Annotated in this window: 18 protein-coding genes; 7 read left to right on the top strand and 11 right to left on the bottom strand. The window is 55.7% G+C overall.

Going from position 1 to position 24,691, the window contains the following annotated elements; genetic code table 11:
* Positions 1 to 42 precede the first annotated feature (42 nt).
* The 3 genes from GFH31_RS11425 to GFH31_RS11415 are packed head-to-tail and all read right to left on the bottom strand — an operon-like array spanning position 43 to position 1,852.
* On the bottom strand, positions 43 to 567 hold the full coding sequence (locus GFH31_RS11425) for a chromate transporter (RefSeq protein WP_055205443.1): 525 nt from the start codon (positions 565 to 567) through the stop codon (positions 43 to 45).
* Complete coding sequence (locus tag GFH31_RS11420) at positions 564 to 1,127, bottom strand: chromate transporter (protein WP_306345968.1); 564 nt, start codon at positions 1,125 to 1,127, stop codon at positions 564 to 566. The genes GFH31_RS11425 and GFH31_RS11420 overlap by 4 nt, the downstream gene beginning before the upstream one ends.
* Before the next feature lie 11 nt (positions 1,128 to 1,138).
* Positions 1,139 to 1,852: a 16S rRNA (uracil(1498)-N(3))-methyltransferase gene (locus GFH31_RS11415; protein WP_101571113.1), complete on the bottom strand. Its 714-nt coding sequence runs from the start codon at positions 1,850 to 1,852 to the stop codon at positions 1,139 to 1,141.
* Positions 1,853 to 1,947: 95 nt separating this feature from the next.
* Here GFH31_RS11415 and GFH31_RS11410 point away from each other — a divergent pair, with 95 nt between their 5' ends.
* The gene (locus GFH31_RS11410) at positions 1,948 to 4,119 is read left to right on the top strand and encodes a M3 family metallopeptidase (RefSeq protein WP_118458505.1); all 2,172 of its coding nucleotides are present in this window, start codon (positions 1,948 to 1,950) and stop codon (positions 4,117 to 4,119) included.
* 14 nt (positions 4,120 to 4,133) lie between these two features.
* On the opposite strand, the gene thiL is transcribed toward GFH31_RS11410, so the two are convergent.
* Positions 4,134 to 5,156, bottom strand: coding sequence for a thiamine-phosphate kinase (thiL, locus tag GFH31_RS11405; RefSeq protein WP_118458503.1), 1,023 nt, complete (start codon positions 5,154 to 5,156; stop codon positions 4,134 to 4,136).
* A gap of 107 nt (positions 5,157 to 5,263) precedes the next feature.
* Here thiL and GFH31_RS11400 point away from each other — a divergent pair, with 107 nt between their 5' ends.
* Complete coding sequence (locus GFH31_RS11400; protein WP_118458501.1) at positions 5,264 to 5,842, top strand: adenylate kinase; 579 nt, start codon at positions 5,264 to 5,266, stop codon at positions 5,840 to 5,842.
* Positions 5,843 to 5,915: 73 nt separating this feature from the next.
* Here the strand turns inward: GFH31_RS11400 and GFH31_RS11395 are convergent, their stop codons facing one another.
* Positions 5,916 to 7,547, bottom strand: coding sequence for a S41 family peptidase (locus GFH31_RS11395; protein WP_118458499.1), 1,632 nt, complete (start codon positions 7,545 to 7,547; stop codon positions 5,916 to 5,918).
* A gap of 50 nt (positions 7,548 to 7,597) precedes the next feature.
* Complete coding sequence (locus tag GFH31_RS11390) at positions 7,598 to 8,602, bottom strand: DUF3078 domain-containing protein (RefSeq protein ID WP_172970751.1); 1,005 nt, start codon at positions 8,600 to 8,602, stop codon at positions 7,598 to 7,600.
* A 210-nt stretch (positions 8,603 to 8,812) separates the two neighbouring features.
* Here GFH31_RS11390 and nfo point away from each other — a divergent pair, with 210 nt between their 5' ends.
* The 4 genes from nfo (at position 8,813) to GFH31_RS11370 (ending at position 12,422) form a co-directional block, all read left to right on the top strand.
* Entirely contained in the window at positions 8,813 to 9,658 is an 846-nt protein-coding gene (gene nfo / locus GFH31_RS11385) for a deoxyribonuclease IV (protein WP_118458495.1), read from the top strand.
* A gap of 127 nt (positions 9,659 to 9,785) precedes the next feature.
* Positions 9,786 to 11,477: an ArnT family glycosyltransferase gene (locus tag GFH31_RS11380; RefSeq protein ID WP_153497957.1), complete on the top strand. Its 1,692-nt coding sequence runs from the start codon at positions 9,786 to 9,788 to the stop codon at positions 11,475 to 11,477.
* A gap of 5 nt (positions 11,478 to 11,482) precedes the next feature.
* Positions 11,483 to 11,860: a GtrA family protein gene (locus GFH31_RS11375; RefSeq protein WP_055205433.1), complete on the top strand. Its 378-nt coding sequence runs from the start codon at positions 11,483 to 11,485 to the stop codon at positions 11,858 to 11,860.
* Positions 11,861 to 11,867: 7 nt separating this feature from the next.
* On the top strand, positions 11,868 to 12,422 hold the full coding sequence (locus GFH31_RS11370; RefSeq protein ID WP_153497956.1) for a sugar O-acetyltransferase: 555 nt from the start codon (positions 11,868 to 11,870) through the stop codon (positions 12,420 to 12,422).
* A 1-nt stretch (position 12,423) separates the two neighbouring features.
* On the opposite strand, the gene GFH31_RS11365 is transcribed toward GFH31_RS11370, so the two are convergent.
* Positions 12,424 to 15,282, bottom strand: coding sequence for a PD-(D/E)XK nuclease family protein (locus GFH31_RS11365; RefSeq protein ID WP_118458491.1), 2,859 nt, complete (start codon positions 15,280 to 15,282; stop codon positions 12,424 to 12,426).
* Positions 15,283 to 15,357: 75 nt separating this feature from the next.
* Positions 15,358 to 16,044, bottom strand: coding sequence for a GIN domain-containing protein (locus GFH31_RS11360; protein ID WP_101571128.1), 687 nt, complete (start codon positions 16,042 to 16,044; stop codon positions 15,358 to 15,360).
* Positions 16,045 to 16,136: 92 nt separating this feature from the next.
* Here GFH31_RS11360 and GFH31_RS11355 point away from each other — a divergent pair, with 92 nt between their 5' ends.
* Positions 16,137 to 19,313 (top strand): UvrD-helicase domain-containing protein, encoded by a 3,177-nt coding sequence (locus GFH31_RS11355; RefSeq protein ID WP_153497955.1) that lies wholly within the window; start codon positions 16,137 to 16,139, stop codon positions 19,311 to 19,313.
* A gap of 284 nt (positions 19,314 to 19,597) precedes the next feature.
* On the opposite strand, the gene GFH31_RS11350 is transcribed toward GFH31_RS11355, so the two are convergent.
* From GFH31_RS11350 to GFH31_RS11340, 3 genes are all read right to left on the bottom strand, one after another.
* On the bottom strand, positions 19,598 to 21,130 hold the full coding sequence (locus tag GFH31_RS11350) for a hypothetical protein (protein WP_153497954.1): 1,533 nt from the start codon (positions 21,128 to 21,130) through the stop codon (positions 19,598 to 19,600).
* A gap of 380 nt (positions 21,131 to 21,510) precedes the next feature.
* The gene (locus tag GFH31_RS11345) at positions 21,511 to 23,043 is read right to left on the bottom strand and encodes a hypothetical protein (RefSeq protein ID WP_153497953.1); all 1,533 of its coding nucleotides are present in this window, start codon (positions 23,041 to 23,043) and stop codon (positions 21,511 to 21,513) included.
* 239 nt (positions 23,044 to 23,282) lie between these two features.
* Complete coding sequence (locus GFH31_RS11340; protein ID WP_101571135.1) at positions 23,283 to 24,638, bottom strand: phosphodiester glycosidase family protein; 1,356 nt, start codon at positions 24,636 to 24,638, stop codon at positions 23,283 to 23,285.
* Positions 24,639 to 24,691: the final 53 nt, after the last annotated feature.

The following is a 24,691-nucleotide window of genomic DNA, read 5'->3' as shown; positions in this document are numbered from 1 at the left end:
TCGGAGCCAAATAACGAATCAACGCATTACCAACCAACGACGCTATCCGTATATCAGATAGCCTGCCACGCCGGACAGCACGATCAGCCAGATCGGATCGACCTTTCGCAGCGTAGCCACGAACACTACGCCGAAGATCGCCCAGCTCGCCGCGTCCATGAACGTATCGGGCGTGAAAAGCACCGCGCCGGCCAGTCCGATCATCGCAAGGATCATCGGCCGCATTCCGAACATCGCGCTTTTGATATACAGGTTGTCCTGCAAAGCGAGGTAAAACCGCGTGATCACGATCATCAGCGTTATGGACGGCAGGCAGACCGCGAACGTAGCGAGGATCGCGCCCCAGATATTCCCCGTCACGACATAGCCGATGTAGGTCGCGCTGTTGATCGAGATCGGCCCCGGCGTCATCTGCGAAATGGCGATGATATCGGTCAGTTCGCTGTTCGAAATCCACTGGTGGCTGATCACCACCTCGTGCTGGATCAACGACAACATCGCATAACCGCCGCCGAAACCGAAAAAGCCGATCTTCAGATAGGATAAAAACAGTTGCAGGTAAATCATAATCCTTTCCCTTTCTTTTTGCGATAAACCCCGTACCCGATCCCGGCCAGGGCTCCCACCAGAATCAGGTAGACGGGAGAGAATCCCGCATACCATGTTACGCCGAGCGCCAGTGCGCCAAGACCCAGCCGCACCGGCCCGATCCCCCGGGACAGATTGAATACGGGGGCCAGCACCAGGGCGACGACCGCCGGCCGCATCCCTTTGAAAACGGCTTCGACCACCGGATCGTGCCGGAACTCCGCAAAAAACAATGCGATGACCAGAATAATGACGAACGAAGGAACCACTACGCCCAACACCGACCACACTCCCCCGCGGTACCCATCGACCTTATAACCGACGAAAACGGCGGTATTGAGCGCCAACGCTCCCGGCGAGGTTTGGGCCAATGTCAGCAGGTCGAGAAATTCCGTCCGTTCGACCCATCTCCGGCGGTCGACGACCTCCTTCTCGATCAGGGCCACCATCGCATATCCTCCGCCGAACGTAAAAATCCCTATCTTCAGGAAAGACCAGAACAAATCGAACGACTTACGCATCGTAAAAACGGTATTCATCAAATTTCAAATCATTTTTCATTCAGGAAAGCGACCGAATGCGTCGCTACGACGGCGGCCGTCTCGGTACGCAGCCGGCTGTTCCCCAGCGAAACCGGAACGAAACCGTTGCGGTACGCCAGGGCAATCTCCTCTTTCGAAAAGTCGCCTTCCGGGCCGATCAGCACCAGCACGTTCTCTCCGCGGCGAACGCAATCCCTCAGCAGGATCTTCCCCGCGTCGGCCTCGCAATGGGCGATTAGCTTTTTCCCGTCGAACGGTTGTCCGATCAACTCGCGAAACGGGGTCAGCTCGTCCACCTGCGGATGCCAGGCTTTCAACGACTGCTTGACGGCGCCGGTCACGACCCGTATCAACCGGTCGGTCTTGACCGTCCGCCGTTCGCAGTGATCGGTCAGCAACGGCGTGATCCGGTCGATACCGATTTCGGTAGCCTTCTCGGCGAACCATTCCAACCGGTCCATGTTTTTGGTCGGCGCCACGGCTACTTGCAGAAAATAACCGCGCTTTTCGAAATTTTCGGTACGCTCGCCGAGAGACAACTCGCAGCCGTGCGGCGAAACGGAAACGATCTCGGCCCGGCAAAGCGTTCCCCGGCCATCGGTAATATGCACGAAGTCGCCGCTGCGCAAACGCAGCACCCGGGCGCAATGACGCGACTCTTCCCCGGAAAGCAGGTAGCGGCCGGTACTGAAATCGACGTCCGGAGCGTAAAATAATTGCATCGGCAGAGGCGTTATATACTGGATTATGGTTACTTTTGCATGTCCTGACAAAGGTACGAAACAACCGAGGAACAAACAACGTCATCCGAAGATCCATGAGATTTTTTTTAATTGCCGCATTCATGACCGCCGTTCTGTCAGCCGGCTCGGGCTGTGAAAAGAAACAGGCCGACGCCAATCCGTTTTTCACCGTGTGGGATACGCCGTTCGGAGTTCCTCCGTTCGACAAAATCAAAAACGGGCACTATAAGCCCGCTATCGAGAAGGGTATCGCCGACCACGCCGCCGAAATCGATTCGATCGTCGCCAACCCGGATGCGCCGAGTTTCGAAAACGTGATCGCCGCGCTCGACCGTAGCGGCGAACTGCTGAAAAAGGCGTATGCCGCGTTCGCGCAGGTCAAAGCGGCCGACAGCAACGACGAACTGCAGGCGGCCGACCTCGCGATCGCGCCGGCCGTATCGGCCCATTACGACGACATCTACCTGAACGATAAGTTATTCGATAAAATCAGCGCCGTGCACGAACAGATCGGCGGCAGCGCGTTGTCGGCCGAACAGGTCCGCCTGACCGAACAGACCTATAAACAGTTCGTCAGGGCCGGAGCGCAGCTCAATGCGCGGCAGAAGGAGCGGCTGCGCGACATCAACCGGGAACTGTCGTTGCTGAGCGTCCGATTCGGCAACAACCTGCTGGCCGAGACGCGGGATTTTACCCTCGTCGTCGAAAGTTCGAAAGACATCAGCGGGGTTCCCCAGACCGTCACCGACGCGGCGGCAGACAAGGCCAAAGAGATGGGAATGACCGACAAATGGGTTTTCACGCTCAGTCCGCCCAGCATGATCCCGTTCCTAACCTATGCCGAAAACCGGGGACTGCGCGAAAAGCTGTACACCGGCTACGTAAAGCGCGGCAGCAACGGCAACCAGTTCGACAACCGGCAGATCGTCAACGACATCATCCGGCTCCGCACCGAGAAAGCCCGCCTGATGGACTACCCTTCCTACGCCGCCTTCGTGCTGGACGACCGGATGGCGAAAACTCCCGAACGGGTGTACGACCTGCTCGACAAACTCTGGAAACCCGCCCTCGATACGGCGAAACGGGAGTTGGAGACCCTGCGCGCGATCAAGGCGAAGGAGACACAGGACAGCGCGTTCGCCGCATGGGACTGGCGGTATTATGCCGAAAAAGTCCGCAAATCGCAATATAACCTCGACCAGACGTCGCTCAACCTCTACTTCTCGCTGGACAATGTCCGATCGGGCGTTTTTCAGCTTAGCAACCGGCTGTGGGGGCTGACCTTCCGCCCGGTTTCGGTTCCGGTATATAACAAGGAGTGTTCCGCCTACGAAGTGCTCGACAAAGACAATACCCATCTGGGAGTCCTCTATTTCGACCTCTATCCGCGCGACGGCAAGCGGGGAGGCGCCTGGTGCGGCACGTTTCGCGAAGCATCCTACGGTACGGACGGCAAGCGCATCGCCCCGATCGTCACGATCGTCTGCAACTTCACCCGTCCGAACGGAAGCGATCCGGCCCAACTGACGCTCGACGAAACCGAAACGCTGTTTCACGAGTTCGGACACGCCTTGCACAAACTATTTTCGCAGGTACGCTACGCCGGACTGAACCGGGTAGAGCGCGACTTCGTGGAACTGCCCTCGCAGATCATGGAAAACTGGGCGACCGAACCCGAAATGTTGCGGCTCTACGCCAAGCACCTCGTGTCCGGGGAGCCGATGCCCGAAAGCCTGATCCGGAAAATCCGCAAAAGCAGGCAGTTCAACCAGGGATTCGCCACCACGGAACTGGTAGCCGCGGCGCTGTCCGACATAGACATCCATACGATCGAAGACTACAAACCGTTCGATCCGGAAGCTTTTGAAAAAGAGGCGCTGAACGACAAGCGCGGACTGATCGGACAGATCGAACCGCGTTACCGCTACCCCTATTTCAACCATATTTTCAACAGCGGCTACGCGGCGGGATATTACGGTTATTTATGGGCCGAGGTACTCGACCGGGACGCCTTCGAAGCATTCGTCGAAAGCGGAGACATTTTCGATAAAGCGACCGCCCTCTCTTTCCGGAAAAACATTCTCGAACGCGGCGGCACGCAGGACGGAGCCGAACTCTACCGCAATTTCCGCGGCAAGGACCCGGACATTACGCCGATGATGGTCAAACGGGGACTGATCAAACCGGTCGAACCCGCGGCGGACAGCGTCGCGGCGGCAACGCCGGTCGTACCGCAGGCGCAATGACCCGGAGTACCCCGCTATTTCCAGCCCTGCGCCTGCAACGCAATTTCCTGCCCGTCAGGTGTGACCAACGCGGCTCCGGTTCCCGCTTCGGTCATATGACCGATCACGTCCACCCCGAGCGCGAAGACTTCCTGCCGCCGGGCGAGCGGCACGGTAAATAACAACTCGTAATCGTCGCCGCCGTTCAACGCGGCAACCACCGGATCGCTGTGCAGTTCGTCCGCCATCGCATAGGTCTGCTTGGCGATCGGCAGCCGGTTCAGGTAGATCCGCGCTCCCTTGTCCGACGCTTTGCACAGGTGCAGCAGTTCGGACGACAGCCCGTCCGAAATATCGATCATCGACGTAGGCACGATTCCGCTTTGGGCGAGTTTTTCGACGACATCCACCCGCGCATCGGGTTTCAACTGCCTGCGCAGGATATATTCGTACCCTTCGAACTTCGGCTCCGGATTCGGATGCCCGTCGCAGGCCCGTTTCTCGCGTTCCAGCAGATGAAGCCCCATATAAGCGGCTCCCAAGTCGCCCGTCAGGCAGATCAGGTCGTTCGCTCCGGCTCCGCTACGGTACGCGATCTTGTCCTTGTCCACGTCGCCGGTCGCGGTCACGCTGATCGTAAGGCCGTTAACCGAGGCCGACGTATCTCCTCCGACCAGGTCGGTCTTGAAATCGGAACAGGCGGCCCGCACCCCTTCGTAGAACCGGTCGATCATCTCGACCGAGAAACGCGACGATATCCCGAGCGATACCAGTACTTGCCGCGGCGTCCCGTTCATCGCCAGAATATCCGACACGGCCACCACGACCGCTTTATACCCCAGATGCTGCAACGGGAAATAGGTCAGGTCGAAATGTACACCTTCCAACATCAGGTCGGTCGAAACCAATCCGTAACGATCTCCCGCATCGAGTACGGCGGCGTCGTCTCCGCATCCCTTTACCGTGGTTTTCTGCTGCGGCTCGAAAGGGGCGCAGATCCGGTCGATCAGGCCGAATTCGCCCAGTTCGGCGATCTCCGTTCGCTTCGTATCATCCATTTTTATTGCGTTTTAGTAAACACAAAGGTACTTTATCTTTTGTTCCGGCAAAAAAATACACTACTTTTGTTAACATTTAAAAGAGTGAATCATTAAATTTTAACACGATGTTGAACATTGTATTGTTCGGCCCGCCGGGGGCCGGAAAGGGAACGCAGGCAGCCAAACTGATCGAAAAATACGGTTTTCACCACATCTCGACCGGAGAAGTCATCCGGGAAGAGATCCGGCAGGAATCGCCGCTGGGCCGAAGTATGAAAAGTTACATCGACAAGGGGCATCTGGCTCCGGACGAATTGGTTATCGACATCATAACCGAGTATGTCTGCAAGCACAAAGACTGCAAGGGAAACGTTTTCGACGGATTCCCGAGAACCACGCCGCAAGCCGAAGCGTTCGACAAAATCATGGAAATGCACGGCGCGCCGATCAACCTGATACTGTCGCTGGAAGTTCCCGACGAAGAACTGATCAAACGGATCCTGCTCCGCAGCAAGGACAGCGGCCGGGCCGACGATCGCTGCGAATCGGTCATCCGGAACCGGATCGACGTTTACAAAGCTCAAACGGCCATCGTAGCCGAACACTATAAAAAACAGGGGAAATACCGCGCCGTTAACGGCACCGGAGATATCGACGGGATATTCAGAAACCTATGCGCCGAGATCGACCCGCTCCTGAAATAGAAAACGGAACGGATCTATAAAACGAACGGGCTACCGCAGCGGTAGCCCGTTCGTTTTATAGATGCGCAATCGGTCACGATCCGGCGTGCCCGGCGGAATCGAGCACTTCGATCGACCGGGCAATCACGTTGTCGATTCCCTGGATTTCGTGATAGAACGCATTGTCCTCCAACTCCGTATTCCGGCCGATGTAAGCCTTGAGCTGCGCCAGCAGGATCGCTTTCGAACGCTCGATCTCGGCGGGCTTTGGCGCCACGCCCGCTTTTGCCGCGTAACTTACGAACTCGTTCAACAGATTCGGCTGCCGGTCGAAAAACCGGTCGAGTTCTTCCAGCGAACGGATCTTGTTCAACTGCCCGCGGTAACGGTCGGAAAATTCCAGCGTAAACTTGTACAAGATGCTGCGCCCGGCGACCTCGCGGAAATAGGGCGTCATATCCGTCGTATCGACCGGAACGAAAATATCCGGCATGATCCCGCCTCCGCCGTACACCACGCGTCCCGACTCGGTCGTATATTTCAGGCTGTCGGCAAAATGGATGCTGTCGGCCGAAAACATTTCGTCGTGCTGGTAACGCGACAACAATTCGTTGTAGTAATCTTCGCGTCCGTTGCTGTACGGTTTCTGGATCGAACGTCCGGTCGGCGTATAGTAACGGGCGACGGTAAGCCGTACCGCCGAACCGTCCGGAAACGGAATCTGATTCTGCACCAGCCCCTTACCGAACGATCTGCGACCGATGATCGTTCCCCGGTCGTTATCCTGGAGCGCGCCGGCCAGAATCTCGCTCGCCGAAGCGCTGTTCTCGTCGATCAGAACGACCAGTTCCTCGTCCATAAACTTGCCGTTCCCTTCGCTGTATTCGATCTCCCGGTTCCCGTCACGATCCTGCGTATAAACGATCATTTTGCCTTTCGGAAGAAACTCCCGCGATATCAAAATCGCCTGGTCGAGCAATCCCCCCGGATTGCCGCGCACGTCGAGGATCAGTTTTTTCATACCCTGCTCCTTCAACCGAGCGATCGCTTCGGCCAGTTCTTTATGAGCATTCATCGAGAACTGTTCGAACTTGATATACCCCGTTTCGGGACGGATCATGTAGGCGGCGACGATGCTTTTGATAGGAATGGCGTCGCGGGTCACGACGAACGGAACCAGATCCTTTACGCCCGCCCGCTGGATACCGAGCGTCACCTGGCTGCCGCGCGGCCCGCGCAACCGTTTCACGACGCTGTCCTGCGGCATCTTAATGCCGGCCACCACGGTATCGTTCACCGTCACGATGCGGTCCCCGGCCTGTATTCCGGCCTTGGCGCTCGGCCCCGAGTTGACCACGTTCAGCACGATCACCGTATCGGTCGCCATATTGAAAACGACCCCGATCCCGTCGAATTCCCCTTCGATGCTCTCCTTCGCCCGCGACAGATCTTGAGCCGACAGGTACGTGGAATGGGGATCCAGCTCATCGAGGATCAGCGGAATGACCCGTTCGGTCAGCGAATCGATCGAAACCGAGTCCACGTACTGCGTCCCGATCAGCGACAGCAGCCGATTGATCTTGTCGCTGCCCGGAGCCGTCAGGGCGGGCCGCCGGACGACCGGACGACTCGTGCGAAAAACCAGGCCGCCCAAAAGAACCCCCGCCACCAGCGAACAGGCTACGACCGCCGGCAGAATAATGGTGAATTTACTGTTTTTATACATACTTCAAATCTCTTTTGCATCGTGCCACCTATGCAGAAACCGTTCCGTCATCACTTGTTCTTGAACGTATACGCAACACCCAACCCGAACGTATAGTTCCATTGCAACGGCTTATTGCGAGGAGTCGGTTGCACTTCGTTGTAGATCATCCGACAGAACGCGCTCGCGTTGATGATTTGGGTAATTTTGATATTCAACGTGTTCTGCCACTCCACGTAATTATTTTTCTCGTAGTTGGTGGAAACGTAAAAATAGGTGATATAATTCAGCTTGCTTTTGGCGATCGGCTGGTTCAGGTCGATCCGCATCGTCGAGCCCAGGGCGCTCTTCTGGTGCTTGCCCGGCTCGACTCCGGCAACCCCCTGTTTGGACAGCGTGTCGCTCAGCACGAACGTCATGCTACCGCTCAACGGGTTGACCGTAATCACGATCGGAACTTTGCACGCCGTATTGTCCTTTTTCAGCGCCCGGAACGTAAAACCGACGCCGAGCGCCAGCGTACCCGGCGACATGATGTTGCTGACCATCGTTTTATCGTCCGCCGATCGGAACCCTTTGGTCCACTGGCTGCGCAGGTCGACGCTGGCGCTATAGGCCCAGCAACGCGATATGTTCCACGCGCTGTTTACGTTGAGAATGAAATAGTCGATATTTTTAAAGGTTTTGCCCGAGATAACGTTCATCCCGTATTTCGAATCCAACTGGGTCGCCAGGCGCAGCCGGTCACGCTGATAAACATGATTAAAAAGCAACGAGGCCACCCCGGAAAAAGTATTGACGCCGCCCGGTGCCCAGTTGTCGAATTTAGTCTGGTTCAGGTTCAGTCCCACCGTGCAGGTAAGCGTATTGCGCTCCTTGCGCAACCGTCTTTTCTCAGCGCGGAACCGGGCCTCGCTGAAAAACTCGTTGCTGACGGCGGAGATGGGTTTCACGGAGTCCTTTTTGAGCCGCGTATCGGCTTCGCTGGGGACTTTCGAAATGGAAAATTGCGCCAAACCCTGGTTCGAAACCATTATGAATCCTGCAAGTATCAGAAGTAAATTCAGCCGTTTCATAATTTCCGGATTGGATTTGGGCAAAGATAACAATATTTGGCCAGTGTTTTGCCGTTCATCGGTTTTTCTGCAAAAAAGTCGTAGCTTTGTTCGACGCCGGTCTCCCGGCGACGTCGCCGCCTGCGGAATCCCGACGGCAGGCGACGTGAAAAACGGCGAAAACACGACCCGGATTGCCGGCAGCGTCAACGAACTAATTAAACGTTTGTCATGAAATACTTCGGAGCACACGTCAGCGCATCGGGGGGCGTAGAAAACGCCCCGCTGAACGCGCATACCATCGGGGCGACCGCTTTCGCCCTTTTCACCAAGAACCAGCGCCAGTGGACGGCCGCGCCGCTCAGTCCCAAATCGATCGAAGCGTTCGGCGAGAACTGCCGGACGGATCATTACCAACCGGCACAGATTCTCCCGCACGACAGCTACCTGATCAACCTGGGGCATCCGGACGAAGAGGGGCTGCGCAAATCCCGCACCGCCTTCCTCGACGAAATGCGGCGGTGCGAACAGCTCGGCCTCGACCGGCTGAACTTCCACCCGGGCAGCCACCTGGGACAAATCACGATCGAAGAATGCCTCCGGCGGGTCGCCGAATCGATCAACCTGACGCTCGCGGCGACGCGGGGCGTCACGGCCGTGATCGAAAACACGGCCGGTCAGGGAAGCAACGTCGGTTTCGCATTCGAACATCTGGCCGCCATCATCGAACGGGTCGAAGACAAAAGCCGGGTGGGCGTCTGCATCGACACCTGCCACGCCTTCGCCGCCGGATACGACCTCGGCAGCGAGGCGGCCTGCGACCGGACGTTCGACGAACTGGAGCGCGTCGTCGGATTCGGCTACCTGCGGGGGATGCACCTGAACGACGCGATGAAACCGCTCGGAAGCCGCGTAGACCGGCACCAGAGCCTCGGCGAAGGGACGCTGGGCATGACGGTATTCCGTTACATCGCCCGCGACAAGCGTTTCGACGACATGCCGCTGATCCTCGAAACGCCCGACGAATCCCGTTGGCCGCAGGAGATCGCGCTGCTGAAAGAGCTGGCCGAAGGATAACCGCCGGCGCCTGTCTCCGGCTCCGGTTCTCCGCCGACGTCGAATTCCTGTTTTTTTGTTACATTTGCGAAAAATTCGCCGGCGGCAGGACATTGCCCGTAACGAACGACGAACGAAACGGTTCCGTATGCACAACAGCATAAAAAACATACCTGTTCCCAAAAACCCGGATACGCTGCTGGGACTTTTGCTCGGCGGATGGTGGATCGTCAACCTGATCCAAGCCGGATGCACCGAACTGGCCAACGACGAGGCCTACTATCACATGTTTTCGGAGTCCCTGGCATGGGGCTATTTCGATCATCCGCCGATGACCGCGCTGCTGGTCAGACTGGGCGGTTTTCTGGGCGGGGAACTGGGCGTTCGTTTCCTGTTCACGCTGCTGCAACCGCTGTACCTGTTCGTCCTGTGGAAAATCGTCAGACCGGCTTCGGCCGACAGCCGCGAAGCAGGACTGTTCGCACTGATCGCCGCAGCCATGCCGATCCTGCAACTGTACGGATTCATCGCCGTTCCGGACGGGCCGCTGATGCTTTTTACCGCGCTGCTGCTGTGGTTCTATAAAAAGTTTACCGAGGACGACCGCTGGTCGAGCGCACTGTTGATGGGGGTCATGATCGCAGCGCTGGCTTACAGCAAATACCACGGAGCGCTGGTCGTGCTGTTCATCGTGCTTTCGAACCTCCGGCTACTGAAGAATCCGAAATTCTACGTAGCCTGCCTGCTGACGCTCGCACTGATCGCCCCGCACCTGTGGTGGCAGTACCAGCACGACTGGATTTCGTTCCGTTACCACCTGGACGGACGCACCCGCGATTTCGAATACTCGTTCGTTACGGAATACCTGCTGAATCTGTTCGCTATTTTCAACCCGTTCCTATTCCCCGTATTTTTGAAAGGATGGTGGAAAACCAAAGGCCACACTCCGGTACTGAGAGCTCTGAATTGTATTTCGGCCGGATTCATTCTGTTTTTCCTCGCTTCCACGACACGCGGATACGTACAGCCGCAGTGGGAAATCCCCGCCACGTTCGGCGTGATCGCCGTACTGTACCTGTTCACGCAGGGGCGCGAACGGCTGCGCCGCTACATCGTCCGCGTCGGATGGATTACGATCGCGCTGATCGCGCTGGTGCGCATCGAAATGATATTCAATCCGCTGGGACTGAAGTTCGAAGTATTCGACAACCGTGCCTCCTACAACGAAATAGCAGCAGCGGCCGACGGCCGGCCCGTTATTTTCGACGGCAGTTATACGGATGCCGCGAAATACGGTTTTTATACCGGACAAACGGCATACGCCCAACCGTCGATCCGCTACCGTACCAGCCAGTACGAACTGAAGGACGATGACGACCGGATGGCCGGGAAACCGGCGATCCTGCAGGTTTGGGACAGCGTTCCCGGCAAACGACGCTTGAAACTGAGTAACGGGAAGCGGTTCGAATACATCGAAACGGAGCATTTCACTCCCGTCCGCAGGATCGACGTCGCCTATGACGCGCTTCCCGGACAGGTCGCGGCGGGAGACACGCTACATTTGCGCCTGACGCTGCACAATCCTTACCCCTACGAATACCAAATCGACGGAGATTCGGTTTCGGTCAGCATCGTATGGCGTAACCGCAGCGAACCGACCCACCGATATAAGTTGCCGATAACCGGCACGCTACCCCCGCACGGCGAACTGCAAGGAACCGCGGACTTCGTGGTACCGGCACTGACGCCTCGCACGTTCCAGGTCGGATTCACGATCGCCAACCTGCCCGCAACAACCTGGTTCAACGGCAAAACCGTAAAAATAAACCTGAAAAAATAAGCGACATGTTCCTGCAATTCATAAAATTCTGCGTCGTCGGCGGCACCGGAGTGGTGGTGGATTTCGGCATCACTTTCCTGTTCAAAGAAAAACTGAAACTGAACAAATACATCGCCAACTCGCTGGGATTCATGGCCGCCGCCTCGACCAATTACCTGTTGAACCGCTGGTGGACATTCCGCAGCCATGACCCGGAGGTGGCGCAGCAGTACGTCCAGTTCGTCGGCATTTCGGCCATTGGACTGATCCTGAACAACATCATCATTTACCTGCTGAACGACAAAGCGCGCCTGAATTTCTACCTGTCGAAACTGATCGCCATCGGACTCGTCACGCTGTGGAACTTCTTTATGAATTATTATTTCACATTCACCGGAAAATAATAGCGGCATGACGGAAAAAGAGAAAATGCTCGCCGGAGAACCGTTCGAAACGATGGACAGGCAGTTGGCCGAAGAGCGGCGGCTGGCGTCCGAACGGCTTGGCAGGCTGAACGCCCTGTCGATCGATGCGGAAGGATACCGGAAAGCCGTGACCGAACTGATGCCCAACGCCGCAGCCGACTGCCTGGTGCGGCCGCCGTTCCACTGCGATTACGGCTACAACCTTTATATCGGTTCGGAAGGTTTCATCAATTTCGACTGCGTTATTCTGGACGGAGCCCCCGTCCGGATCGGAAACCACGTGCTGATCGGCCCTGCCGTACAGATCTATACGTTCACCCATCCGATGGACTACCGCGAGCGGCGGCAGGGAATCGAGCAGTGCAAAGAGATCGCCATCGGGGACGACTGCTGGATCGGAGGCGGGGCGGTTATCTGTCCCGGAGTAATCCTCGGACGACGGGTGGTCGTCGGGGCGGGCAGCGTCGTCACCAAATCGTTTCCGGACGACGTCGTCGTCGCCGGCAACCCGGCGCGGGTGATCCGCCGGCTCGACTTCTGAGTTACCGCCGGCAGATTTCGCGGAAATCGCAGAAAGCGCAGGTCTCCTGCCTACTGCACTGCACGAACGGCTTCGAGAGATCGAACAGTTCGATCAATACGCGCCGAAGCAGACCTTCGAACTCCGCGCGGTACTCCGAAAAACGGACGACCGGCGTATTCCCCTCCAGCAGCAGCGGCGAAAAATCCGGTTCCTGCATATTTCTGACATAGTAAAGCGCCGGCTGCACGTCGCACTTCTCCGAACGGGTCAGCATCAGCGAATAAAGCAGCGTTTGCAACACGGCCGCGCTCCGTTCGCGGATATCGCCGAAAAACAGCGATTCGAGATCTTTGAACCGGATATGCCGTTTGCCCGTTTTGTAATCGACCACGCGCAGCAGGCCGTCGGCGAGCAGGTCGATCCGGTCGGACTTTCCTGCGAAAACGACCGTATGCTCCCCGTTCCCTTCCCCGAATCCAAACGGACAGCTTACCGGCACTTCCAGCCCCCGCATCACGAAACCGGTCTGCGAAGCGTCGTACGGCAGAATGCAACTGTTGACGTACTTGGCGACCACATCCCGCACCAGAATCAGGTTCCCTCCGTACTCCTCTTCCCCCGCCCCTTCGTCGCGCAGGTACTCTTCGTTGATCGCCCGCTGGACGGCGGCCTTCACCGCCGCAGATCCGACAAGGGCTCCGATCTTCGGCCCGGCGGCAGGATCGCCCAGCAACGGCGCGTACAGCAGCTCCATCGTCCGGTGTAGGATGGTGCCGAACATCGGCAAATCGACCTCTTCGGCAATCTCCTGCTGCGGCGACAATCCGGCGACGCTGCGGAAATAGAATTTCAGCGGACATTCGACGTAATGGTAGAACGACGTCGGCGAAAGACGCTTCTGTCCGCCGTCCAAGTAAGCGCGCAGCGCATCGGCCACCCGCCCGGTCTTATCGACCGAAAGCGGCTGCCGGGCCGAAAGATTGACCCCCAGCCGGATCGGACGGTAAACGGGCTTGTGAGGCGACTCGTATTCGAGCTGGTAAATGTAGCGACTGGGCTCGCCGGTGCGTTTGTCGTCGCTGCGCGAACAATAGACCAGATGCACCCGCTCGGCGCGCTGGATCAGCCGATAGAAATAGTAGGCATAAACCCCTTCGTGGTGCTGCGGCGTCGGCAAGCCGTAAGCGTAGCGCAGGTTGTAAGGAATGAAGGAGGACGAGACGGCCCGGTTGCCGGGAAACGTATCGTCGTTGACCGACAGAATCAGCACGTTTTTGAAATCGAGGTTCCGGGTCTCCAGGATTCCCATGATCTGGACGCCTGCCAACGGCTCGCCTTCGTACGGAACGCGCAACGTTTGCAGCGTCCGCCGCAGCAGCGAAGCGAACACGGGCATCGGAATTTCCAACCCGGAATCGGCCAGTGAATTGACGATCCGCACCAGGTGTTCGTCGATCACCGTGAAAAACTCGCGCCGTTGCGCGGCATCCTCCTGTCCCTCCCCGGCCGGTTGCGCGACGACATGCGCCAGGCAGCCGCGTATATAGTCCGACAGCGACTGCCATGAACCGGTCGTCCGGAACACCTGTCCGATCGTCCCCCCGACCTCGAAAAGCCCGGAACGGACGTACACCGACCGGCTGCGCCGGATACCGTCCGCCAACGCGGAAGCGATTTCGGGCTGGCTCTGCCGGATGTACGGATGCTCCAGCAGGCCGAGCGCGTCGTTGTGATAAAACCAGGTATTTCCGCTCCGCACCCGCTTGCGCCCCTGCAGCCCGATCAGACGCTCGACGAACGAATAAGCCGTCGTCTGCCGCAGCGGATACCCCATCGTAATGTTCAACTGATCGACCGCGCCGGGAACGGCGTACAGCACCGGCAGCAACAGCGATTCGTCGGTCAGCACGATGGCCGTCTCCTTATCCGGCGTTTCGCCGCGGTCGATCAGTTCCTGCAAAAAAGTATGGACGTACTTGCACTGCAAAGCGTCGGAAGGCGCGGGAACGACGACCGTTTCTTTGGGAGCTCCGAAATGGTCGTGCCCGATCCGCGCCTCCGGCGGCGGCGGATAATCCCGGATATTGTCCCGCAGGAACATCCCCGCCTCGTAATCTTTATGATCGACGTAATACGAATCGTAGTCCCAGTAGAACTCGGCGCGGCCGCTTTTTTTCAGTCGGTTGAACAATCGTTTCTCACAGGCCGACAGCGCATTGAATCCGACCACGACATAACGGCCGTCCGCATCGCCGGGCAAGGCGACCGCTTCGTCGTCGAGCAGTCTCTCGGCAGCCGCCCGGTAAACCATGCCTTCATAAGCCAATCCCTGCGCCGAAAGCGACTCGCGGAACCGGTGGTAAATATCGGCCAGCGACTCCCAGATCGTCAGGAAGTGCCGTTGTTCGTCGGAACAGGAACTCCCGGAGCCGAAACTTTGCCAAAACTGCCGAATCACCCGGATCTGATCGTCCGTCAGATACGAATGATCGCCTTCGAGCGCTTTCAAATCGCCGATGTTCGAGAACAGCATATCCGCATCGATCAGGTATTTGTCGATCTGGTCGAAATCGGCCAACAGCATATCCCCCCAGAAATAGAAGGTATCGAAACTCTCGTCGTGAACACGGGAATAAACCTTGTAAAGTTCGGTAATCAGCTTGACCCGGTCGCTGCCGCGCAGGCCCGACAACCGTTCCATCAGTTCGCCGATGCTAACGAAAGCGGGCTGCCACAGCGGCCTGTGAATCAACGAACTCAACGCATCGCAAAAGAAAAGTTGCGCCCGGCGGTTCGGGAATACCAACCGTAGGGACGATATGTCGTCCCCGTAGCGCCGGTACAGCGCATCGGCCACTTCCGTTATGAATCCCCGCATCGGATCGTATTGTTAAAAAATGCCGCCCGCAAACCGGACGGCACCGTAAATTCCATTCGGCAACCGGAAATATCCTTATTGCCCGATATTGTTGATCGTTCCCAGCATTTTCGACGAAGACCGGAGGATCTCCGGAGAACCCTTGTAGAAAATCGCGGCCCCGGTATCGGCAGTCATCTGAAGACGTTCGGTCACGTTCACATAAACTTCGGCAGCCGATCCGGCTTCGACGCGCACATCTTCGGCCGTCAGCGCCCGGCAATCCACCTTCGACCTGGCCCCGGCCACGAGCGTAAAATATTTCGTCGTTCCGGTCACGTTGGCGACCGAATTGCCGGCTACTTTCATATAAGTGTCTTTCGTCGCAAGCTCGGCGCCGAAAGTCGCTCCGGCCGACAGGTCTATGTCCAGCATAACGGCCGACAATACCCCCGCAACCGATACGTTGGCTCCGGAAACTTTCACCGACGACAGGCTGTCGTAATAGAGCGTCACGTCGGCGCTACCCTTGCCGTTCATCCCGGGTTTCAGCCGAACGGTCAGCAGACCGTCCTTAACGCCCCAATTCAACCGATTGATCTCCGCATCCTGCAGTTTGATCGCAATCCGCGCCGTGTCGGATCGAATCATCTTCACGGTCAGGTTCCCGCTCAGATCCGCTTTCGAAAAATCCAGCGATCCCTCGCTTCTAATCTCCTGTTGTGCAAAAGCCGGCAACACTGCAATTCCCATCAGCACGGCCAGCGCCAAAAACTTTTTCATGGCATCCGGTTTTTATGATACAAAAATACTATTTTATGCGAGATTATCAATCTTTTCTATACCTTTAACGCATACAAGCGTTTTTTTGTTACATGGGAAATGTCAAAATCCTGAAAGCTTCGGCCGGTTCCGGTAAAACCTACCAGTTGGCCTACGCCTATATCCGCAACGTGATTCGCGATCCCGGACGCTACCGGCATATCCTCGCCGTCACCTTTACCAACAAGGCTACCGAGGAGATGAAACAACGGATCATCAGCGAGATCAACCGCCTGGCCTGCGGCGCGCCGGACGGATACCTGCCCGAACTGGTGCGCGACCTGGAACTGCCCCCCGACACGATCCGTCGGCGGGCCCGGGAAGCGCGCACCCGAATACTGCACGATTACAGCCATTTCACCATCGTCACGATCGATAAATTTTTCCAGCGCATCATCCGTTCGTTCATCAAAGAGCTGGGCATCGACATCAACTTCAACCTCGAACTGCAAACCGATCCGCTGCTCGATACGGCCGCCGACCGTCTGATCGAAGCGATCGCCACGGACGACAAACTGCGGAAATGGATCGTCCGTTTCGCCGAGGAGCAGATCGACCGGAACGGCAAATGGGACGTTCGCAGCGAAATCGTCGCCTTAGGCAGGGAACTTTTCAGGGAACAGTACAAAACACTGCAAAGCGAACCGGTCACGCCGGAAAAGCTGACGGCCGTCGTAGGCGAGGCGATCGCCCGAAGCCGGGCCGTCAAAGACGAAATGCGGCGAACCGCCTCCGAAGCGCTGGCGGTGATCGCCGACGCGGGATTGCGTCCGGAAGATTTCGCCTACGGCCGCCAAGGCTGCACCGGTTACCTGACGCGGATAAACAACGGGGAGATCGTCCCTTACGGTAAACGCGTGCAGGACGCCCTCGGTTCGGACGACAAATGGGTCAGCGCCAAATCGCCGCACCGAGCGAAGATATTGAGCCTCGTTCCGCAACTGCGCGGACTGTTCGGGCGGCTTTGCGAAACGTTCGACCGCAATTTCCGTTTTCTGAACACGACCCGGCTGCTGCAAACCAACTATCGCAGCTTCGCGCTGCTGAACAACCTGAACGAAAAAATCGCGGAAGTCTGCGCCGAACAGCACCTGATCCCGATCTCCGAAACCAACTCGATCATCAACAAGCTGATCGCCGGCAACGATACGCCGTTTATTTACGAAAAAACGGGCAATACGTTCTCGCACTTCATGATCGACGAATTCCAGGACACCTCGTCGCAGCAGTGGCAGAATTTCGTCCCGCTACTCGAAAACGCCGTGGCGCAGCAGGACGAATTTCCCGTCCTGCTGGTAGGCGACGTCAAACAGTCGATCTACCGGTGGCGGGGCGGCGACTGGCAGATTCTGGGACGGAAAGTCCGCGAAGCGTTCGGGCAGATCGCCGAGCAGACTCTGGACACGAACTATCGCAGTTCGGGAACGATCGTCGCCTTCAACAACAACCTGATCGAACGGTGCGTCCGGTCGGCCAACGAATCGCTGAACCGGCTGCTCGACGCGTCCGCCGGGGAGGGAACCATATCGGCCTCCCTGCGCCGCGAACTGACCGACATGCTGGCGGAAGCTTACAGCGACCTAAAGCAAAAGCAGCACCGCGCTCCGCAGGCCGGATACGTCCGGATCACGGCATACGATCCGCCGGAAGAAGAAACGGCGCGAACGCCGGTCATCGAAACGGTCGAAGAACTGCAACGGCGCGGTTACGCGCCCGGCGACATCGCCGTACTGGTACGCACCAACGCCCAGGGCGTAGCCGTAGCCAGGCAATTGCTCGACTACAAGGCCTCCCGCCCGGACACGCCGTACTGTTACGACGTCGTTACGCAGGAAGCCCTACAAATAGACAACTCCGACACCGTCGGCTTCATCATCGCCGTACTGCAAATCGCATCGTCTCCGGACGACAGGATCCGCATAGCTTTCTACAACCGCTACCTGGGGCGCAACCTGGACGAACCGCCGACGCCGGACGAGAGCGCATGGATCGGCCGGTTGCGGCTGCTTTTCCTCGAAGAAGCGTTCAGCGAAATCGTCCTTTTCTACCGGCTCGCGGAGAAAAAAGACGAGATCGCCTACATACAGGCGCTGGAAGAACAGATCCACGCATTCGGAACTTCCAGGATCGCCGATATCCCGCTTTTCCTGCAATGGTGGGACGAATCGGGACGCACCCAATCGATCCACCTGCCGCGCAACCGAGACGCCATCAATATCATCACGATACACAAGTCCAAAGGACTGCAGTACAAAGCCGTATGTATTCCCTACTGTAACTGGAGCCTGCAACCCAAAACGGGCAGTTTGCTGTGGGCCCGAAGCCCCGAAGCTCCGTTCGACACACTGGAGCACGTTCCTCTCGAATGGAACAAAGCGCTGGCCGAATCCTACTTTTCGGAAGCCTATTTCCGCGAAACGGTTCTCGCCCAAATCGATAACATCAACCTATTCTACGTGGCGGCGACCCGCGCCGAAGAGGAACTGCACATCCAGTTCCCCCGGAGCGCGCAGGAGAACACGGCGCGCATTCACCAGTTGATTCTCGGTTCCATCGAAACCGACGGCGAGGGCAATGCGAAGATCGGAACGCTTCAGGGACATTTTTCGGAAACGGAACAAGGACTGACCTACGATTTCGGCACTCCCGCCGTCTCCCCTGCAGAAGAACATGCCGCCACCGGTTACCCGGCCTCCTACCCGGTAGAGAAAAACCACAGCAAACTGAAATTCAGGCTGAGTTCGCAACGCTATTTCGAACAGGACGATCCTCCTGCCCCGTCGCTGCGCGACCACGGCATCCTCATGCACCGGCTGTTCGAACAGGTCGCAGACCGCACGGAGATCATGCCCCGGCTGCAGCAGATGCGCCGAAACGGTCTTCTGTCGGACAACGAAGCGCAGCAGGTACAGGCCCTGCTTGACAAAGCGCTGGACGATCCGTTGATCGCGTCGTGGTTCGACAGCCGTTGGAGCGCCGTACGGAACGAAAATACGATTCTCGTCCCGAACGCCCCGACCGTACGGCGACCCGACCGGGTACTGACCCGGGGAACCGAAGCCGTCGTGATCGACTACAAATTCGGACGCAAAAAACGAACGGCACACACCCGGCAAATCGAAGCCTACATGCGGCTGCTCCGGGATATGGGATACCGTTCCGTAACGGGATACCTGTGGTATGTCGAACTCCAGGAGATCGAACGGGTCGCAGCAAACGCGGTAGGTTAGAAGGGCCTAAAGCAACCGCTCCTACGCCGGCAACTCCTCCCAGCAGAACCAATAGCGACAAGGTACGGAAACGGCTTCCCCCTTGCCCACCTCTTCCCGATCCCACCTACAAATCGGAAATCGCCCGAAACGGTACCGTTATGCTCTCGAAGGTCTTAATCATGATGATCGAAGCCGGCTTATATCCGATAGGATTCCTTGCAAACGTTCGCGAACTAAAAAGAAAGCGCTGCGACAAATGCCGCAGCGCTTTCTTTGAATATTAACGGGACCTCCGGTCCGAACTATTCGTAACTCTTTTGACCTATTCTCAGGTTACGAACGTAAATAGGTACGTTAGCAATCATTCCGCCGCTATGATCTTTCAGGTCTTCCAAGTCGAAGCGGAACGGAGCTCCCGCATCCCCGGCCGTCGGATTGGTCGTAAAGATGCTCTTCACCTGATCCGTCCAATCCATATGAACGGCAACCCAAACATCCGAAACGGGAAGCATATACCCGGCGCGGCCGCTCCATGAATCGGCTACTGCCTGCCAGAACAACTGTAGTTCGAACGGTGATTCGCTCTTGTATTCGAAATAGATCTGATTGTCATTGATCGTTACCGCTTTTTCACGGCTCTTCGCAGAAACATACGGATCGGAAGTGCCGCTCGGAGTGAACTTATAGGTAAGGAATTGTTCATCCGTAGTCACATCGTTCACCTTCAAATTGTTTCCGGTCTTGCCGTCTTCAAACTTGAAGTAATAAGCGTTGTCGGCGAACATCTGTTCCTCATAGTTCTTTTCGCGTACCTGGATATCCTTGATCTCGATCGTCACGCCGGATTCGCTGCCCAACGAGAGCGTCAACGGATAACCCGGTGCAAGTTCCGATCCCATATCGAAGTAAACGCCGCCCAAATCTACGGCATATTCCGTCCAATCGTCAGCCTGGTTCATCTCGTAACCGAGCATCTGCAATTTCTTGTTATTCACGTCCAGACTCAACCTCGGGCGACCGATCGCTTTGGTTGCCTTGTACGAGAACGAAACCACAGAACCGGCCGATACCGGGAACATCGACGTAGAGACGGTCGGAGCCGTACCCGTCGTATTCAGCGTATAGCTGCCGCCGCCGTTGTCGGTGACTTCCACGTCCGCACTCCGCTTAATCGCAAGATTGTTATCCGAAGGATCGTTCCAGCAGATCATCTTGTAGGTAGCCGTACCCACCAGGTCGTTCTGAACCTTCACATAAGTCGTATCGGCCGACAGATCCATCGTTAGATTCGTGCTCGTAGGATCGACCATCGACGAGATCGCCGAAATCACGAATTCCACCTGAACCTGCGTGAAGTCCACGGGATCGCTGCCGAAATAAACATTGATCAAACGAGACTTTTTGTCGAGACTCGTTACGGCTTCGACTCCTCCGTAAGACGCCTTCACCTCCTTGATCGGGCTGTCCACTTCCGCTACGATCTTATAGCATACGATGTTGTCGCCCGTGAGGATATTTACGCCGTTCACGTCGCTCAGATCCAACTCGACCGGATTCGTTACGCTCGGCGTATAAAGAGACGCTCCGTTGACCAGGTCGAACGTACAGAGAACATGACTCAGATCGCGCGCTTCCTGGCTAAGCGAAACGGTCACAAGGCGGTTGGCATGATCGATATTGATCCGTGTCGAAACGGTACTGTCCGCCGCAGCCAGTTGCACGGACATCCCGATCAGCGGGCTCGATGAGCCGGACTCGTCGTCTTTGCAGGAACTGAAAATGCCCGCCGCCAATACGACCAAACATAAGGCGCTGATTTGTAAATACTTTTTCATAGACAAGGTTTTAAGTTTAGTATTATTCATTGTTTCGATTTCAAAGCACGATCAAATTTAGGATTAATTTTTCAAATTACATAAATTATCCTCGACAAATTTAGCGCATTGTTGCAAAAAAACAATAAAAAACACGATTTTTCAACCTAAAAAAACCATCCATATCTTCAAAAAAACAGGTATGGATTACGAATCTTCGAACACCTCCTAACAGGATGTACGCAGCGTGATTCTCCGGAAACGGACAATACGACAGGCTCCTGCAGCATCCGGCACGTCATTGGTTTCCACACCATCCCATATTGCAAAATAAATCAAACGAATCCCCGCAAGATCTTGCGGGGATTCGTTTGATTTATTAACTGGACCTTTGGTCCGGACTATTCGTAACTCTTTTGACCTATTCTCAGGTTACGAACGTAAATAGGTACGTTAGCAATCATTCCGCCGCTATGATCTTTCAGGTCTTCCAAGTCGAAGCGGAACGGAGCTCCCGCATCCCCGGCCGTCGGATTGGTCGTAAAGATGCTCTTCACCTGATCCGTCCAATCCATATGAACGGCAACCCAAACATCCGAAACGGGAAGCATATACCCGGCGCGGCCGCTCCATGAATCGGCTACTGCCTGCCAGAACAACTGTAGTTCGAACGGTGATTCGCTCTTGTATTCGAAATAGATCTGATTGTCATTGATCGTTACCGCTTTTTCACGGCTCTTCGCAGAAACATACGGATCGGAAGTGCCGCTCGGAGTGAACTTATAGGTAAGGAATTGTTCATCCGTAGTCACATCGTTCACCTTCAAATTGTTTCCGGTCTTGCCGTCTTCAAACTTGAAGTAATAAGCGTTGTCGGCGAACATCTGTTCCTCATAGTTCTTTTCGCGTACCTGGATATCCTTGATCTCGATCGTCACGCCGGATTCGCTGCCCAACGAGAGCGTCAACGGATAACCCGGTGCAAGTTCCGATCCCATATCGAAGTAAACGCCGCCCAAATCTACGGCATATTCCGTCCAATCGTCAGCCTGGTTCATCTCGTAACCGAGCATCTGCAATTTCTTGTTATTCACATCCAGACTCAACCTCGGGCGACCGATCGCTTTGGTTGCCTTGTACGAGAACGAAACCACAGAACCGGCCGATACCGGGAACATCGACGTAGAGACGGTCGGAGCCGTACCCGTCGTATTCAGCGTATAGCTGCCGCCGCCGTTGTCGGTGACTTCCACGTCCGCACTCCGCTTAATCGCAAGATTGTTATCCGAAGGATCGTTCCAGCAGATCATCTTGTAGGTAGCCGTACCCACCAGGTCGTTCTGAACCTTCACATAAGTCGTATCGGCCGACAGATCCATCGTTAGATTCGTGCTCGTAGGATCGACCATCGACGAGATCGCCGAAATCACGAATTCCACCTGAACCTGCGTGAAGTCCACGGGATCGCTGCCGAAATAAACATTGATCAAACGCGTTTTCGTATCAATACTGGTAACCGCTTCCGCTCCCCCGTAAGATGCCTTCACGTCCTTGATCGGGCTGTCCACCTCCGCTACGATCTTATAGCAAACGATACTGCCGCCCGTAAGGATATTTACGCCGGTCACGTCGTTCAGATCCATCTCGACAGGATTCGTAACGCTCGGCGTATAAAGAGACGCACCGTTGACCAGGTCGAACGTACAGAGAACATGACTCAGATCGCGCGCTTCCTGGCTAAGCGAAACGGTCACGAGGCGGTTGGCATGATCGATATTGATCCGTGTCGAAACGGTACTGTCCGCCGCAGCCAGTTGCACGGACATCCCGAGCAACGGGCTCGACGAGCCGGACTCGTCGTCCTTGCAGGAACTGAAAATGCCCGCCGCCAATACGACCAAACATAAGGCGCTGAGTTGTAAATACTTTTTCATAGACAAATTATCAATAAGGTTTTTTTAATGTCACAAGGTATAATCCTTGTCGTAGCTTAGAATCAAAAATAAATCATTTTTTCAACTTTGCAAGCCATTTTCGTTTTAATTCGACAAAGAAACACAAAAAAGGACTTTTTAAACTTATTTTCCTTCTCTTTGTGATATTGTTGTGCAAAACAGAAAGAAGATGCAATTCAGACACTGCATCCTCTTTCCGACGAATCTCTATAGCTCGATTATTTCAGGACACCTACGCATCCGACCGGTTTGTAGTAATCCTTATCGGTAAGTCCGGTAGACGCATCTGTCTTCGACGAATAGATCGTCCGTTGCCCTCCGACGAGCATACACGAACCCGATCCGCCCTGCAGACCGACAGCGTAATAACATGCCCAGTCGGCCATGATATCGCGTTGCTGCTCCACCGTAATACCGGGCGAAGTGTATTTCTGGCAAACGAAGAATACATAATATCCGCGGGAAGTAACCCCGATGGCGGCACGCGCATCCTTGGTTTCGGCATCCAGTCCATCCTGTAGGGTACCTTTCTCAATCAACGACTGAACTGCATACATCGCATAGTGTGCCGTGCTATCGTTCTGTTTAACCTTATCCCATTCGACTTTAAAATTATCGCCGATCAGAATCGTCCCCGCCTTGGTTACGCCGAAACCCGCAGTAGTCGTTTGCCGGCCCTGGTTGATCACCTGCCCGTCGACAACGATCATATCGTCGGTCGCACTGCCGTTGATAATCACCGTCGCGGTAGGATCCTGCTGGTAAAATTCGGGAAGGGTCGTCAGGAATTTGTAACCGTTACTCAGCACGGAGAATTTGGCCCGCTTATCCGCAACAAGCACATAAGCTTCGTTTTCATACAACATATTGGTTTTGTACAGTGCCATATACGAAGGCATGGTATAGCCCGACACTTTTTCCCAACCGTCGGGAACGATCGAAGCGTCCGCACTCTCCACCGCTTTCAGTTTATAAGTAACGGGGCCGCCGCTCTTATCCGATTCGGCAGTGATCGTCTGGTCTTTCGACATATCCAAAACGCACGGGTTAGTCAAGCCGATCAACTTGCCGCCCTCCGGACTCAGAGTGAACTCGCAATTGACTTGCGTCGGATCGATCACATAGTTGAATTCGACCGTGATTTCACGCGTATTCTGGTCGAATACGACACGTCCTTCGATCGCTCCGTCATCGGCGGTGGCAACCATCCCCATGATCGGGTAATCGACTGCGCCGTATACGTCGTAATACACCAAATCGTCGCCAGTCTGTACGACGATCGTCGAACCGTACTTCGTGTTCGACAGATCCAGCGTAGCCGGATTCTTCATCAGAGGCGTATACAGATAAGCTCCATCGACGAACTTAAATGTGATCTCGACGGCCGAGAGCGGATTGTATTCGTAGAACAGAACATCAATCCTTTTGTTTGCCTGATCGATTGTCACTTTTGCATCCTGCACGGAAGCGTCGACGATCGGGTTGGGATTCCCCGGATTGTCGTCCTTACACGAGCAAAAAAGCACTGCCGACAATAAAAGAGGTAAAACGCTAAGTTGTAGGCACTTTTTCATAAAACAAGGTTTTTAATTTAGTATAATGCATTAATTTGGCTTCAAATCAAAAC

Source organism: Alistipes sp. dk3624, from assembly GCF_009557455.1.
Lineage (GTDB): Bacteria > Bacteroidota > Bacteroidia > Bacteroidales > Rikenellaceae > Alistipes_A > Alistipes_A hominis.
This window is presented reverse-complemented; position numbering and strand designations above follow the sequence as displayed.

What these genes read in the sequence shown, in the direction of transcription:
- GFH31_RS11425 (WP_055205443.1), bottom strand. Translation starts at nt 567, where the DNA reads ATGATTTACCTGCAACTGTTTTTATCCTATCTGAAGATCGGCTTTTTC.
- GFH31_RS11420 (WP_306345968.1), bottom strand. Translation starts at nt 1,127, where the DNA reads ATGAATACCGTTTTTACGATGCGTAAGTCGTTCGATTTGTTCTGGTCT.
- GFH31_RS11415 (WP_101571113.1), bottom strand. Translation starts at nt 1,852, where the DNA reads ATGCAATTATTTTACGCTCCGGACGTCGATTTCAGTACCGGCCGCTAC.
- GFH31_RS11410 (WP_118458505.1), top strand. Translation starts at nt 1,948, where the DNA reads ATGAGATTTTTTTTAATTGCCGCATTCATGACCGCCGTTCTGTCAGCC.
- thiL (WP_118458503.1), bottom strand. Translation starts at nt 5,156, where the DNA reads ATGGATGATACGAAGCGAACGGAGATCGCCGAACTGGGCGAATTCGGC.
- GFH31_RS11400 (WP_118458501.1), top strand. Translation starts at nt 5,264, where the DNA reads ATGTTGAACATTGTATTGTTCGGCCCGCCGGGGGCCGGAAAGGGAACG.
- GFH31_RS11395 (WP_118458499.1), bottom strand. Translation starts at nt 7,547, where the DNA reads ATGTATAAAAACAGTAAATTCACCATTATTCTGCCGGCGGTCGTAGCC.
- GFH31_RS11390 (WP_172970751.1), bottom strand. Translation starts at nt 8,602, where the DNA reads ATGAAACGGCTGAATTTACTTCTGATACTTGCAGGATTCATAATGGTT.
- nfo (WP_118458495.1), top strand. Translation starts at nt 8,813, where the DNA reads ATGAAATACTTCGGAGCACACGTCAGCGCATCGGGGGGCGTAGAAAAC.
- GFH31_RS11380 (WP_153497957.1), top strand. Translation starts at nt 9,786, where the DNA reads ATGCACAACAGCATAAAAAACATACCTGTTCCCAAAAACCCGGATACG.
- GFH31_RS11375 (WP_055205433.1), top strand. Translation starts at nt 11,483, where the DNA reads ATGTTCCTGCAATTCATAAAATTCTGCGTCGTCGGCGGCACCGGAGTG.
- GFH31_RS11370 (WP_153497956.1), top strand. Translation starts at nt 11,868, where the DNA reads ATGACGGAAAAAGAGAAAATGCTCGCCGGAGAACCGTTCGAAACGATG.
- GFH31_RS11365 (WP_118458491.1), bottom strand. Translation starts at nt 15,282, where the DNA reads ATGCGGGGATTCATAACGGAAGTGGCCGATGCGCTGTACCGGCGCTAC.
- GFH31_RS11360 (WP_101571128.1), bottom strand. Translation starts at nt 16,044, where the DNA reads ATGAAAAAGTTTTTGGCGCTGGCCGTGCTGATGGGAATTGCAGTGTTG.
- GFH31_RS11355 (WP_153497955.1), top strand. Translation starts at nt 16,137, where the DNA reads ATGGGAAATGTCAAAATCCTGAAAGCTTCGGCCGGTTCCGGTAAAACC.
- GFH31_RS11350 (WP_153497954.1), bottom strand. Translation starts at nt 21,130, where the DNA reads ATGAAAAAGTATTTACAAATCAGCGCCTTATGTTTGGTCGTATTGGCG.
- GFH31_RS11345 (WP_153497953.1), bottom strand. Translation starts at nt 23,043, where the DNA reads ATGAAAAAGTATTTACAACTCAGCGCCTTATGTTTGGTCGTATTGGCG.
- GFH31_RS11340 (WP_101571135.1), bottom strand. Translation starts at nt 24,638, where the DNA reads ATGAAAAAGTGCCTACAACTTAGCGTTTTACCTCTTTTATTGTCGGCA.